Here is a 13,054-nt window from a genome sequence, read left to right as displayed (position 1 = left end):
AGGAACCGTCAGACCGGTTTCCCCGTACAGTCCTTGTGACGAAGGCCCCCGCATCCCGTCCGATGCGCGGGGCCTTCGCCACACCCCCACCCGGCCATGCGCGCGGACGGCCGCATGCTGCATGCTGTGCGTTCACGGTCGATTCGGACGGTCCACGGCATGGAGCTGAGCATGACTACCACCTTTCCGGACATCTCCATCAACACGGACCGGTTGGTGCTGCGCGCGCTCGAAGAGGCCGACGCCCCGGCTCTGGCCGAGATGATGAACGACGAGATGGTCGGGGCATGGACCGCCGTACCCCAGCCGTACACCGAGTCCGCCGCCCGCCGCTGGATCACCGAGTACGCCCCCACCGAACGCGCCGCCGGCCGAGGCCTCGACCTCGCCGTCACCGAGTTCCTCACCCAGCGGCTCGTGGGCGTCGTCCAGCTGGGGAACACCAATTGGCGTGTGCGCTCCACCGAGCTCTCCTACATCATCGCCCCGTGGGCCCGTGGCGAGGGCTACGCCTCCGAAGCCTCGCTCGCCACCGCGCAGTGGCTCTTCGGCGACCAGAAGTTCGAGCGCCTCGAACTGCGCACGGCGGCGGACAACACCGCTTCCCAGCAGGTCGCCCAGAAGATCGGCTGCATCAGCGAAGGCGTCCTCCGCAACGCCTGCATAGCGCGCACCCGTACCGAGGACGGCGGCTGGACCGACCTGCGCACCGACTTCATCGTCTGGGGCCTGCTCCCCGAGGACCTCGACGGCGTCGCCGACCAGATGGCCGAGGCCGGCTACTCCTCGTACACCGACTGGAGCTGAGCCCCGGAGACCAACCCGGGGTACGCTCGGCACGCCCCCGACCTGCGACAACACCACAGGAGACAGACGACGATGGCGGACCGCGTCACGGTGATCGGCTGGGACGGCTCGCCCCTCACCTCGGCGGCCACGTCCGCGCTCTCCGCCGCCACCCTCGTGGCCGGCGCGGCCCACCACCTCGCGCTGCCCGAGGTACCCCCCGCAGCCGAACGCGTCCGCCTCGGCAGCGTCGACCTCGCCGCCCGCCGTATCGCGGGCCACCGCGGTACCGCCGTCGTCCTCGCCGACGGCGACCCCGGCTTCTTCGGCGTCGTCCGCTCCCTGCGCGCCCCCGAGCACGGCCTGGAGGTCGAGGTCGTCCCCGCCGTCTCCTCCGTCGCCGCCGCCTTCGCCCGCGCCGGGATGCCCTGGGAGGATGCCCGGATCGTCGTCGCCCACCAGCGCACGCTGCGGCGCGCCGTGAACGTCTGCCGCGCCCACCCCAAGGTCGCCGTCCTCACCTCGCCGGGCGCGGGCCCGGCCGAACTCGCCCTCCTCCTCGCCGGGGTCCACCGCACCTTCGTCATCTGCGAGGAGCTCGGCACCGACCGCGAACGGGTCTCCGTCCTCACCTCCGACAGTGCCGCCGACCACGCCTGGCGCGACCCCAACGTCGTCCTCGTCATCGGGGGAGTGGGCGGCGCGGGCACCCCCACCCCGGCCGTGCCCTGGCTGATGGGCCAGGATCCGGCCGTGCGGTCCGTACGGGGCTGGGGCCTGCCCGCCGAGGAGTACGCCCCCGGGGGGCACGACGCGCGGGGGTACGGCGCCGGCGCCATCGGCGCCGTCCCGCCGGTCCGGCCCGGAGCCGGTGAGGACCCGGCCCTGCGCGCCGCCCAACTGGCCCGGCTCGGCCCGCGGGTCGGCGACCTCGTCTGGGACATCGGCTGCGCGGGCGGCGCCTTCGCCGTCGAGGCCGCCCGCTTCGGCGCCGCCGTCATCGCCGTCGACACCGACCCGGCCGCCTGCGCCCGCACCGAGGCGGCCGCCCGCCGCCACGGCGTACCGCTCCAGACCGTCCCGGGCCGCGCCCCGCACGTTCTGGAGGACCTCCCCGAACCCGATGTCGTACGCATCGCGGCCGGCGGCGTCCCCGTCGTCACCGCCTGCACCGACCGGCGCCCCGAGCGCATCGTCGCCCACGCGTCCACCCGCGACGAGGCGGAGGCCATCGGCACCGCCCTCGCCGACGGCGGCTACACCGTCGAGAGCCTCCTCCTCCAGACCGTCGGACTCGACCCGCACGACTGGTCGGAGCGCGAGCGTTCGGTCGTCTTCCTGCTGGCCGGACGCAGGAGCGACGGCGCCCCGTGACCCTGCCGCCCCGCGCGGGCAGGTAGGCTGGCCGATTGTTGTACCGCACCGGGACGTTCGGCATTTCTCCCCCTCACTACGCTGGGGGACCCCCGTCGAATGTCTCGAATCGGCGGCCCTTTCGGCTCGCTGATGTGGTACGGAGCAAGGGGGGACCGCGCGACGTGGCGCAGTCCACAGCACGCCGTGGCGGATCTGCCTGCCACGACGGCCGAGGGCCGCGACAATGAGTGGGTGTCCGCGCGTCCTTCGTGCCGCGCGGCGCGTGCGCTCGTTGTTATCGACGGGCGCAGGTCTGAAGGAAGCACAAGCGATGGGCGAGGGGTACGCATGACGGACACCGGCCAGGTCTCGGGCGAGGGACTGCCGGAGAACGCAGGCATGGTCGAGCAGCCGGGCATCCCCGCACCGGGCGCGTACACCTTCCTGGACCCCTCCGAGCACGCAGCCGAAGACGACGACATCCTTCTCATGCCGGGCGCCCAGGGCGCCTGGAGCGAGCACCCGCCGGGCGTCGCGCCCGCGCCGCCGGTCGCCGTACCGGCCCCGCAGGTGCCCCCCGTGGTCCCGCACCAGGGCGGGCTGCCCGGGACCGCCGCCGCGCCGGCGGCCCCGGAGACGGCAGCCCCGATGGGCGACCCGCTCACCGACCCCCTCACGGGCCCGCTCCCGGACTCCTTCGTCCTCGCCGACGTGCTGACCGCTCCTCAGGGCCAGACGCCGCCGCAGGCACAGGCAGTCGGCACACCGGCGCACGGGACCCCGGTGCACGGCACTCCGGCGCACGGGACCGCGGTGCACGGCACTCCGGCGCACGGGACGCCCGCCCAGGGCACCCCGGCGCACGGCGTCCCCGCCGCCGCGCAGGAGCCCGTCCTCGCCGACCACGGCTACGAGCCCGGCATCCTCGACACCGGCGCCCACGAGGCCGCGGGCCGCGACTCCGGTTCGGTCGACCTCGGCGGCGTCCGCGTGCCGCCGCCCGCCGGCGCCCCGACCCCGCCGCCCGCCCGGCGCCCCCTGCACATGGGCCCGCCCGTGCCCGACGTCACCGGTGGCGTCGTGCTCTCGCTCGCCGACCGCGGCCCGGCCGCCGCGCCCGCCCAGGTCCCGCAGCCCGCGCCGGTCGTGGCCACCGCGCCCGCGCCGATGCCCGTACGGAACCCGGGACCGCCCACGACGGGCCCCGAGTACTTCGACATCCCGCAGGACCGGCAGCTCGCGCCGCAGGGCGCCGAGCCGTGGGCCGCGCAGCCGCAGGAGGCCGTGGCACCCCAGCCGGTCGCCCCCGCAGAAACGGTCGTCCCGACGACCGGACAGTTCGTCCAGGTGGAGGGCTCCGTCCCGACGGCCCCGCACCTGGCCCCGACCCCGCCCCCGGCCGCCGAGGCCGAGGAACCGGCCGAGGCTCCCGTGGCCGTCACACCCGAGGCGCCGGCGGAGGAGCCCGCCGAGGCCGTCGCCCCGGAGCCCGTCGAGGCCCAGGCCACCGTGCCCGCGCCGCGCGAGGCCGAGCCGGCCGCGGAGGCCCCTGCGCCCGCACCCGAGGCGGAGCAGGTGCCGGAGCCCGAGCCAGCCGAGGAGCAGGCGCAGGAGCAGGCGCAGGCGGCCGAGCGCGCCGTCGTGGCCGAGGCTCCGGTAGCCGAGCAGGCACCGGTAGCCGAGCAGGCACCGGTGGAGAGCGTCATCGTGGCGGAGGCCACCCCCGAGCCCCTGCCCGAGCAGGCGCCCGAGGCGCAGGCGGAGATCCCGGCCGAGGCCGAGGCCGTGACGCCCGATCAGCCGGAGCAGCCCACCCCTGCCGAGCCCATCGACACGGTGGCGGCGCAGCCCGAGGCCGTCGCCGAGGTGGTAGCCGCCGAGGCCGCAGCCCCTGAGACGGTTCCCGCGGAGGCGCCCGCCCAGGAAGCCGACCTTGAGGCGACCCCCGAGGCGGAGACGGACTCCGAGGGCTTCGTGGACGCCGCGGAGCTGGTGGAAGCGGACGAACTCCCCGCAGCCGAACAGCTCACACACGAGCTCACCGCCCCGGACGAACTCACCGTCACCGAAGAACTCGTCTCGACCGACGAACGGCCCGTCACCGACGAACCGACCGTCACCGACGAAGTCATCGTCACCGATGAGCTCACCGTCCCCACGGAGCTCACGGGCCCCACAGAGCTCACCGGCCCCGCGGAGATCACGGAGCTCACCGACACCACGGAGCTCACCGACCCCACAGAGCTCACCGATCCCACGGAGGAGCCCGCCTCGGCCCAAGGCGCCCCGGCGCCCGGCTACGACGACGCCGAACGCGAGGCCGTCCTGCGTGTGATGCGCGAGCGCCGCGACATCCGCAACGGCTTCCGCTCCGACCCGATCCCGCACGAGGTGCTGCTCCGCGTCCTGGAGGCCGCCCACACGGCCCCCAGCGTCGGCCACTCGCAGCCCTGGGACTTCGTCGTCATCCGCTCCGCCGAGACCCGGCAGGCGATGCACGAACTGGCCCAGCGGCAGCGCGACGCCTACGCCAAGTCGCTGCCGAAGGCCCGGGCCAAGCAGTTCAAGGAACTGAAGATCGAGGCCATCCTCGACACCCCGGTCAACATCGTCGTGACCGCCGACCCGACCCGGGGCGGCCGCCACACCCTGGGCCGCTACACGCAGCCGCAGATGGCCCCGTACTCCTCGGCGCTCGCCGTCGAGAACCTCTGGCTCGCCGCCCGTGCCGAGGGCCTCGGCGTCGGCTGGGTCAGCTTCTTCGACGAGCGCGAGATGGTCCGTACCCTCGGCCTGCCCGAGCACCTCGAAGTCGTCGCCTACCTCTGCGTGGGATACGTCGACGAGTTCCCCGAGGAGCCCGAGCTGATGCAGGCGGGCTGGTCCAAGCGCCGTCCGCTGTCCTGGGTCGTCCACGAGGAGACGTACGGCCGCCGCGCCCTGCCCGGCGAGGAGCCGCACGACCTGCTCCAGGAGACCGTCGCCACCATCCGCCCGCTGGACGCCAAGGCGCTCGGCGAGGCCTGGGAGCGCCAGAAGCGCATGACCAAGCCCGCGGGGGCCCTGGGCATGCTGGAGATCATCTCCGCACAGCTCGCCGGCCTCTCCCGCATCTGCCCGCCCCCGATCCCGGAGCCCGCGGCCGTCGCGATCTTCGCCGGTGACCACGGGGTCCACGCCCAGGGCGTCACGCCCTGGCCGCAGGAGGTCACCGGCCAGATGGTGGCCAACTTCCTCGGCGGGGGAGCGGTCTGCAACGCCTTCGCCAACCAGGTGGGTGCCGAGGTCTGCGTCATCGACGTGGGCGTGGCATCCGAACTCCCGGCGACCCCCGGTCTCCTGCCCCGCAAGGTCCGCCCGGGCACCGGCGACTTCACCACGGGTCTCGCGATGACCCACGAGGAAGTACTCGCCGCGATCGAGGTGGGCATCGAAACGGCCCGCGACCTCGTGGCCGCAGGCAACAAGGCGATCCTCACCGGCGAGATGGGCATCGCGAACACGACCGCGTCCGCCGCGCTGATCTCGGTCTTCACCGGCGTCGACGCCGCCGAGGTCACGGGCCGCGGCACCGGCATCAACGACGAGACGCACGCCCGCAAGGTGGACGTGGTCCGCCGTGCGCTCGACCTGCACAAGCCGGACCCGGCGGACCCGATCAGCGTCCTCTCGGCGATCGGCGGCCTGGAGCACGCGGCCCTCGTCGGCCTGATCCTGGGCGCGGCCTCGCTGCGTACCCCGGTGATCCTCGACGGCGTCTCGACCGGCGCGGCGGCCCTCGTGGCCCGCGCGATCGCCCCGGAGTCGCTCGCGGCCTGCATCGCCGGCCACCGCAGCGCGGAGCCGGGCCACGTGGCGGCCCTGAACAAGCTGGGCCTGCGCCCCCTGGTCGACCTGGACCTCCGCCTGGGCGAAGGCACGGGAGCCCTCCTGGCGCTCCCCCTGGTCCAGAGCGCGGCCCGAGCGATGCACGAGGTGGCCACGTTCGACTCGGCGGGAGTCACCGAGAAGTAGCACCACCGGCGCGTCTCCCACGGCAAAGGGGAGTGGGGGACGCGCGGGGAACGTGTTCGGGACGTAGAGCGTGTTCTGTGGCGCATGAGAGCCCCCGGCCCTCATGCGCCCGCAGGCGCCGTAAAACACGCAGTCCCGAACACGCTCCCGGAGCGTCCCCACGCACGGACGCACCACGGGGAGATCCGTCACAGCGTGACGGCCCCTCACCCCGGATATCGTGGGGCGCCGGGGAGGTTCCCACCCCCCACCCCACCAGCCGCTTCACCGCAGCAGCGGCCCGCACACGCACAGCCTCTCCGAGGAGCCGCTCACCCATGGCCGAGCACACCGAGAACGCGACGCACCCCGCCTACCCCGTCGGTCTGCGTCTAGCGAGCCGACGCGTCGTCGTTCTCGGCGGCGGCCAGGTAGCCCAGCGCCGCCTGCCCGCGCTGATCGCCGCGGGCGCCGACATCACGCTGATCTCCCCCTCCGCGACCCCCTCCGTGGAGGCGATGGCCGAGGCGGGCGAGATCACCTGGGTGAAGCGGCGGTACGAGGACGGTGACCTCGCCGACACCTGGTACGCGCTGGTGGCCACCACCGACGCGACCGCCAACGCAGCGGCCTCCGCCGAGGCCGAGCGGACCCGCACCTGGTGCGTGCGCTCCGACGACGCCGAGGCGGCCACCGCCTGGACCCCGGCCACCGGCCGCGACGCCGGCATCACCGTCGCCGTGCTCACCGGCCACGACCCCCGCCGCTCCGCCGCCGTGCGCGACGCGATCGTCGAGGGCCTCCGCGACGGCTCCCTCGCCGCCCCCGCACACCGCTCCCGTACCCCCTTCGTCGCCCTGGTCGGCGGCGGCCCGGGCGACCCGGACCTCATCACCGTCCGCGGACGCCGGCTGCTCGCCGAGGCCGACGTGGTCATCGCCGACCGGCTCGGCCCCCGTGACCTCCTCGACGAACTGCCCCCGCACGTCGAGGTGATCGACGCGGCGAAGATCCCGTACGGGCGCTTCATGGCCCAGGAGGCCATCAACAACGCGCTGATCGAGCACGCGAAGGCCGGAAAGTCGGTCGTCCGCCTCAAGGGCGGCGACCCCTTCGTCTTCGGCCGAGGCATGGAAGAGGCCCAGGCGCTCGCCGTCGAAGGCATCGCCTGCACGGTCGTCCCCGGCATCTCCAGCTCGATCTCGGTCCCGGGCGCGGCCGGCATCCCGGTCACCCACCGGGGCGTGGCCCACGAGTTCACCGTGGTCAGCGGGCACGTCGCCCCGGACGACCCGCGCTCCCTCGTCGACTGGGCCTCGCTCGCCAAGCTCACCGGCACCCTGGTGATCCTCATGGGCGTCGACAAGATCGGGAAGATCGCCGAGGCGCTCATCGCCCACGGCAAGGCCCCGGACACGCCGCTGGCGCTCGTCCAGGAGGGCACCACGGCGGCCCAGCGCCGGGTGGACGCCACGCTCGCGACGGTCGCCGAGACCGTCAAGGCCGAGGAGGTCCGCCCGCCGGCGGTCATCGTCATCGGTGACGTCGTCACCGAGGGTCCCGGCAAGCTGGTGAAGTGACCAGGGGTAACTGAAACCTGTCACCACCCGTCGCACACCATTGGCACCACACCCCGGACAAGGCAGTATCACCCCGTGGCCGAACTCATCACGATCGACGACCCCGACGACCCGCGCCTGCGCGACTACACCGGCCTGACCGACGTCGAGCTCCGGCGCAGACGCGAGCCCGCCGAGGGCCTGTTCATCGCGGAGGGCGAGAAGGTCATCCGCCGCGCCAGGCAGGCGGGGTACGAGATGCGGTCGATGCTGCTCTCCGCCAAGTGGGTCGACGTCATGCGCGACGTCATCGACGAGGTCCCGGCGCCGGTGTACGCGGTCCAGCCGGACCTCGCCGAACGCGTCACCGGATACCACGTGCACCGCGGCGCGCTCGCCTCGATGCAGCGCAAGCCGCTCCCGGACGCGACGGAGCTGCTCGCCGGCGCCCGCCGGGTGGTGATCATGGAGTCGGTCAACGACCACACCAACATCGGTGCGATCTTCCGCAGTGCCGCCGCCCTGGGCATGGACGCCGTCCTGCTCTCCCCGGACTGCGCGGACCCGCTCTACCGACGCTCCGTCAAGGTCTCGATGGGCGCGGTCTTCTCCGTCCCGTACGCCCGTCTGGACACCTGGCCGCGGGGCCTGGAGGCGGTACGGGAAGCGGGGTTCAAGCTCCTGGCGCTGACCCCGGCGGAGAAGGCGACGTCGATCGACGAGGCGGCCCCGCACCGGCTGCAGCGGGTGGCGCTGATGCTCGGAGCGGAGGGCGACGGCCTCTCCACGCAGGCACTGCGCGCGGCCGACGAATGGGTCCGGATCCCCATGGCCCACGGAGTCGACTCGCTCAACGTGGGCGCGGCGGCGGCGGTCGCGTTCTACGCGGTGGCGACGGGCCGCCCGGAGTCCTGACAGGAAAGCCGACCGAGGTCAGACGACCTCCGGCACCGAAGAGCCGACCGAGGTCAGACGACCTCCGGTCGGCTCTCCGCCGTTCCAGGGCACATCCGACCCTGATCCGCCGGGTACGCCCTAGCCCTGCAAGGCCTGCGCGGCGGCGATGCCCAGGGCCACGACCAGTGTCACGACGACGAAGACGAAGAGCCGCTGGCGCAGCAGGCGGGGGTTGGCGGGACGGCGTCCCGTCGACGTCGAGCGGGCGCCCGGCCGGGTGCCGGGACGTGACTGGGGGGCCCGGGAGCCGCCGGTCCGCGGCCCGGCGGAGGGCCGTGAGGCGGGGCCCGTGCCCCGCGCCTGCCCCCGCTGCTCGCGCTCCGCGTCCCGCTCGGGACCGTGACCGCGGGTGTCCCGCTCCGTGTACCGCTCGGTCGGCCGGGCGGTGTTCCGCTCCTCGGCCCGCTCCCGCTGAACGGGCGGACGCGAGACCGGCAGGCCCTGCGCCTCGCGGGCGGCGATCTCCTTGAGCCGCATCGACAGCTGGAGCGTGCTGGGACGTTCCTCCGGGTCCTTCGCCAGACAGGCCCGGATCAACGGGGCGAGCGCGTCGGGGACGCCGTGCAGCTGCGGTTCCTCGTGCACGACCCGGTAGAGCATGACCTCCGAACTCCCGTGCCCGAAGGGGGAGTCGGCCATCGCCGCGTACGCGAGGGTGGCGCCGAGCGAGAACACGTCCGTGGCGGGGGTGACGGCCGCGCCGCGCACCTGCTCCGGGGCGAGGAAGCCGGGCGAGCCCACGGCCGTCCCCACGTGGGTGAGCGTGCTGGCTCCGGTGGCCCAGGCGATCCCGAAGTCGATGATCCGGGGTCCCTTGGGGGAGAGCAGGATGTTCGAGGGCTTCAGGTCGCGGTGGACGACGCCGGCCTCGTGGACGGCGACGAGGCCCTCCGAGAGCGCGGCCCCGATGGAGGCCACGTCGGCGGCGCGCAGGCCGCCCTCCTCGGCGACCCGGTCGTGCAGCGAGGGGCCGGGCACGTACTGGGTGGCGAACCAGGGGCGCTCGGCCTCCAGGTCGGCGGCGACCAGCCGGGCCGTACAGCCGCCGCGGATCCGCCGGGCAGCGGAGACCTCGCGGGCGAAGCGGGACCGGAACTCCTGGTCCTCGGCCAGGTCCGGCCGGATCACCTTGAGCGCCACGCGCTGACCGCGCCGGTCGGACCCGAGGTACACGACCCCCATCCCGCCGGCACCCAGCCTGCGGTGGAGCCGGAACGACCCGACGATCCGCGGATCCTCGCGCCGGAGCCGCATCATCGCCATGTCCGTCCCCTCGTCCGTTCGACGTGGCACAGCTTACGTAGTGGCGCCCGAACGCGCTCATAGGCCGCGCCCTCGCACCGGGATCGATTGTCAGTGCTGAGGGGGACGCCGAGACAGAGCGCGAACCCGGCCGCCGCCTCAACCCCCCTTCGCAGCCGATCACTTGACGGAGGGTCGCGAGAGTCCCGGCATGGCCCGGAGGGCGCCTCCCCGAGGCCCGGGACCCGAAGATCCGGACAAGCCGCGGCGACGTGAGCGATGTCACGCCCGGTGACCTGCCGGGCACCCGCCGGAGCCCGCCGGGCGGCACCTCCGTCGCCGGCCGCGGCGGCCACCGGACGGGCCGACCCCTCCGGGAAGACCCCCACTTCCGGACCCCCGTCTCCACCCAGGGGAGTACTCCGCGCGGCCGGGCGTCATCCTCCGGGAGGCCCGCAAGTCGGTACGCGGGCATGACGTCCGGAGGTCCCCCGCTGCCTAGTGTTGTTGTCAGCGGCGGGTGCAGCACTCGTCCCCCGAGGTCACGTACCCGCCGCGCCAGACACGACAGGAGAGGAACCATGGCGTACACGGCACCGCGGTCGACCACCAGCCCTTCGGGCCGTCGTCACCCCTTGGTGGCCACGGCCATGGTCCTCCCTCTCGCGGCCCTGCTCGTGGTCGTCTTCGGCGGCTGGGAAGCAGTGGTCACACAGGCGTCGTCCGTGGGCGTGATGTTGGGGCGCTGAACAGCGCCCGGACCAGGGAGAGCGGCCCGGGTCAGGGACATCCGGCCATCAACCCCGTGGGGACGGGGGTGTGGCGGACGGCAGCGTGAGGCCGGTCAGCTGGGGAGCTGACCGGCCTTCGCGCTTCCCGGAACCCGGTCCCCACGGCCGTCGCACGGGGTGCGGCGCGTACGCTCCCCGCGTGGACCCCGCCGCCCAGCCCTCACGACCTTCACCGCCCGCCGCGCCCTCACCGGCCACCGCCGCACCCACCCCGACGCCGCCCGCGAGGCTCGACGAGCTCGACCTCCGCGACCGGCTCGCCGCCGTGGCGCGTGCGGCCGCTCACAGCCCCGGTGAGCCGTGCCGCTGCGCGAGCGACCTCGTCGGGGTGCTCGCCGACCGGGACGACGGGACCGTCGTACGCCACGGGCCGCTCGTCGCCAAGGCGCACGCCCCCGACACCGACCCCGAGGCGCACCGCGCCAGGCTGGCGCTCGCCGGGCACCCCGACGTCGACGGCATCCTCCTGCCGCCGCTTCCGCTCCCGGTCCCGTCGCAGGGAGGCGGCGCCGCACTCGAAGGCCGTCCCGTCACCGTCTGGCCGTACGGGCCGCCCGTCGCCCCGGACGACCCGGACGCCGCCCCCTGGGAGGACGCGGCGCGGCTCCTCGCGCTGCTCCACCGCACGCCGCCCCCGCCGGCCTTGACCCCGAAGCTCCCGGAGATGCGGGCCCCGCTCAAGGTGTCGCTCGCCGTGGACCGGATGCGCCGGACGGCGCCGGACCACCCGGCCGCCGCCACCGTGCTGGGCGCCTGGCGGACGATCCCCGACGCCGTCGGGTCGGGCCCCCGGCTGCTCTGCCACGGCGACTTCCACCTCGGTCAACTGGTGCGTGAGCCCCGGTCGGTCGGGAACGGACCCTGGCGGCTCATCGACGTCGACGACCTCGGCCTCGGCGATCCCGCGTGGGATCTGGCCCGCCCCGCCGCCTGGTTCGCCGCCGGCATCCTGCCGCCGGAGGTGTGGTCCCGTTTCCTCGGCGCGTACCAGGCGGCGTCCGGTCCGGCCGTCGGCGCCGATCCGTGGGTCCAACTCGACGTCCCGGCCCGGGCCCTGACGGTCCAGACGGCGGCTCTGGCCCTCGCCAAGTCCGCGGCCGAGCGCCGTCCGCTCGACGAGGTGGAGGGCGTGATGATCGACACCTGTGCGCGGATAGCGGGACACCGAACCGATTCGGCCGCTTCGGCGTCCACGTAAAGTGAAAGGCACCATTCGATCGGCAATGTCAGGGAGTTGAGCCGAGCATGCAGTGTCCCAAGTGCCATGCGGCCATGCACACGTACAACCGCAACGGCGTCCAGATCGAGCAGTGCAGCGGCTGCCGCGGGATATTCCTGGACTTCGGCGAGCTGGAGGCCCTGACTCGCCTGGAGTCCCAGTGGGCCCAGCAGGCGCCGCCGGCCCCGCAGGCCTACCCGGCGCAGCCCGCCCCCGCGGCCCCCGCCTGGGGAGCCCCGCACCAGGGCGGTCACCACGGCGGTCACTACCGCCAGCGCGGGTTCGGCCGGATGCTCTTCTCCTCCTGAACACGAAGAAGCCCCCGGCGCGAGATGCGGCCGGGGGCTTCTTCAGGTGGTGCGCGATACTGGGATTGAACCAGTGACCTCTTCCGTGTCAGGGAAGCGCTCTCCCGCTGAGCTAATCGCGCGGGATGGTACACACGTCGTATCCGAAGATACTCCGTACTGCGTGCGCGATACTGGGATTGAACCAGTGACCTCTTCCGTGTCAGGGAAGCGCTCTCCCGCTGAGCTAATCGCGCGTGTGGTGCACGCGTCGTGATCGACGTGCCGGGGTGCTGTGTGCGCGATACTGGGATTGAACCAGTGACCTCTTCCGTGTCAGGGAAGCGCTCTCCCGCTGAGCTAATCGCGCGGGGGATCCGGAGATCCAGGACCCGAGGGTCCAGTGGACGATACTGGGATTGAACCAGTGACCCCTTCCGTGTCAGGGAAGTGCTCTCCCGCTGAGCTAATCGTCCTTGGAGGTGGAGACGGGATTTGAACCCGTGTAGACGGCTTTGCAGGCCGTTGCCTCGCCTCTCGGCCACTCCACCAGGAGTGATAACAGGGGTTCGGGAAGATCCCCCACATCGAGCGGACGACGAGATTCGAACTCGCGACCCTCACCTTGGCAAGGTGATGCTCTACCAACTGAGCCACGTCCGCTTGTCGTTTCCGTTCCGCTTGCGCGTCCCGGCGACGTGTTGAACTCTAGCGGATTCCTGGGCCAGTACAAAAACGCGTTTCCGCAGCGTGCTGACCTGCGCGCCGATCGGGGTGCCCGTCGCGGCGCCCCGGAGGGTTCGCGTGGCGTTCACTCGCCGTGTCGCCCGAGTGGCGCGCAGCCCCGGCGTGCCCGGACCCGTA

General features: G+C 73.6%; 9 protein-coding genes and 6 tRNA genes. 8 read left to right on the top strand and 7 right to left on the bottom strand.

The genetic code is table 11. From position 1 onward, the window contains the following. Positions 1-171 precede the first annotated feature (171 nt). The 5 genes from ACFWWU_RS28115 to ACFWWU_RS28095 all read left to right on the top strand — a co-directional run bounded on the left by ACFWWU_RS28115 (position 172) and on the right by ACFWWU_RS28095 (position 8,609). On the top strand, positions 172-807 hold the full coding sequence (locus tag ACFWWU_RS28115) for a GNAT family N-acetyltransferase (protein WP_384149018.1): 636 nt from the start codon (positions 172-174) through the stop codon (positions 805-807). A 72-nt stretch (positions 808-879) separates the two neighbouring features. Next, on the top strand, positions 880-2,160 hold the full coding sequence (gene cbiE / locus ACFWWU_RS28110; RefSeq protein ID WP_384149016.1) for a precorrin-6y C5,15-methyltransferase (decarboxylating) subunit CbiE: 1,281 nt from the start codon (positions 880-882) through the stop codon (positions 2,158-2,160). 330 nt (positions 2,161-2,490) lie between these two features. Beyond that, the gene (cobT, locus tag ACFWWU_RS28105) at positions 2,491-6,156 is read left to right on the top strand and encodes a nicotinate-nucleotide--dimethylbenzimidazole phosphoribosyltransferase (RefSeq protein WP_384149014.1); all 3,666 of its coding nucleotides are present in this window, start codon (positions 2,491-2,493) and stop codon (positions 6,154-6,156) included. A 317-nt stretch (positions 6,157-6,473) separates the two neighbouring features. Next, a complete protein-coding gene (gene cobA / locus ACFWWU_RS28100) occupies positions 6,474-7,715 on the top strand; it encodes a uroporphyrinogen-III C-methyltransferase (RefSeq protein ID WP_384149012.1) in 1,242 nt (413 codons plus the stop codon). Between the two features lie 75 nt (positions 7,716-7,790). Then, positions 7,791-8,609, top strand: coding sequence for a TrmH family RNA methyltransferase (locus ACFWWU_RS28095; RefSeq protein ID WP_384149010.1), 819 nt, complete (start codon positions 7,791-7,793; stop codon positions 8,607-8,609). A gap of 120 nt (positions 8,610-8,729) precedes the next feature. Here the strand turns inward: ACFWWU_RS28095 and ACFWWU_RS28090 are convergent, their stop codons facing one another. After that, positions 8,730-9,914 carry a serine/threonine-protein kinase gene (locus ACFWWU_RS28090; protein WP_329624474.1) on the bottom strand — a complete coding sequence of 395 codons (1,185 nt, stop codon included), beginning with the start codon at positions 9,912-9,914 and terminating at the stop codon, positions 8,730-8,732. Positions 9,915-10,474: 560 nt separating this feature from the next. On the opposite strand from ACFWWU_RS28090, the gene ACFWWU_RS28085 reads away from it, so the two are divergent. The 3 genes from ACFWWU_RS28085 (at position 10,475) to ACFWWU_RS28075 (ending at position 12,211) form a co-directional block, all read left to right on the top strand. Beyond that, positions 10,475-10,642 (top strand): hypothetical protein, encoded by a 168-nt coding sequence (locus ACFWWU_RS28085; protein WP_024758747.1) that lies wholly within the window; start codon positions 10,475-10,477, stop codon positions 10,640-10,642. Positions 10,643-10,949: 307 nt separating this feature from the next. Further along, positions 10,950-11,882: a phosphotransferase gene (locus ACFWWU_RS28080; RefSeq protein WP_384149214.1), complete on the top strand. Its 933-nt coding sequence runs from the start codon at positions 10,950-10,952 to the stop codon at positions 11,880-11,882. A gap of 47 nt (positions 11,883-11,929) precedes the next feature. Then, positions 11,930-12,211 (top strand): zf-TFIIB domain-containing protein, encoded by a 282-nt coding sequence (locus tag ACFWWU_RS28075; RefSeq protein ID WP_384149008.1) that lies wholly within the window; start codon positions 11,930-11,932, stop codon positions 12,209-12,211. Between the two features lie 47 nt (positions 12,212-12,258). On the opposite strand, the gene ACFWWU_RS28070 is transcribed toward ACFWWU_RS28075, so the two are convergent. The 6 genes from ACFWWU_RS28070 to ACFWWU_RS28045 all read right to left on the bottom strand — a co-directional run bounded on the left by ACFWWU_RS28070 (position 12,259) and on the right by ACFWWU_RS28045 (position 12,853). After that, positions 12,259-12,333 (bottom strand) — tRNA-Val (locus ACFWWU_RS28070). 42 nt (positions 12,334-12,375) lie between these two features. Next, positions 12,376-12,447: transfer RNA gene (locus ACFWWU_RS28065), tRNA-Val, on the bottom strand. Between the two features lie 41 nt (positions 12,448-12,488). Next, positions 12,489-12,560 (bottom strand) — tRNA-Val (locus ACFWWU_RS28060). A gap of 34 nt (positions 12,561-12,594) precedes the next feature. Continuing rightward, positions 12,595-12,666 (bottom strand) — tRNA-Val (locus ACFWWU_RS28055). 1 nt (position 12,667) lies between these two features. Continuing rightward, positions 12,668-12,741: transfer RNA gene (locus ACFWWU_RS28050), tRNA-Cys, on the bottom strand. A gap of 39 nt (positions 12,742-12,780) precedes the next feature. Further along, positions 12,781-12,853, bottom strand: a tRNA-Gly gene (locus ACFWWU_RS28045). Positions 12,854-13,054 lie beyond the last annotated feature (201 nt).

It is taken from the genome of Streptomyces sp. NPDC058650 (assembly GCF_042717315.1).
Taxonomy (GTDB): Bacteria; Actinomycetota; Actinomycetes; order Streptomycetales; family Streptomycetaceae; genus Streptomyces.
Note: the sequence above shows the minus strand (reverse complement) of the source record. Positions and strands in the feature narration are given on the sequence as shown.

Bases quoted from the DNA above. Each gene is read 5' to 3' on its own strand.
- ACFWWU_RS28115 (WP_384149018.1), top strand. From the start codon at position 172: ATGACTACCACCTTTCCGGACATCTCCATCAACACGGACCGGTTGGTG.
- cbiE (WP_384149016.1), top strand. From the start codon at position 880: ATGGCGGACCGCGTCACGGTGATCGGCTGGGACGGCTCGCCCCTCACC.
- ACFWWU_RS28090 (WP_329624474.1), bottom strand. From the start codon at position 9,914: ATGGCGATGATGCGGCTCCGGCGCGAGGATCCGCGGATCGTCGGGTCG.
- ACFWWU_RS28085 (WP_024758747.1), top strand. From the start codon at position 10,475: ATGGCGTACACGGCACCGCGGTCGACCACCAGCCCTTCGGGCCGTCGT.
- cobT (WP_384149014.1), top strand. From the start codon at position 2,491: ATGACGGACACCGGCCAGGTCTCGGGCGAGGGACTGCCGGAGAACGCA.
- ACFWWU_RS28075 (WP_384149008.1), top strand. From the start codon at position 11,930: ATGCAGTGTCCCAAGTGCCATGCGGCCATGCACACGTACAACCGCAAC.
- cobA (WP_384149012.1), top strand. From the start codon at position 6,474: ATGGCCGAGCACACCGAGAACGCGACGCACCCCGCCTACCCCGTCGGT.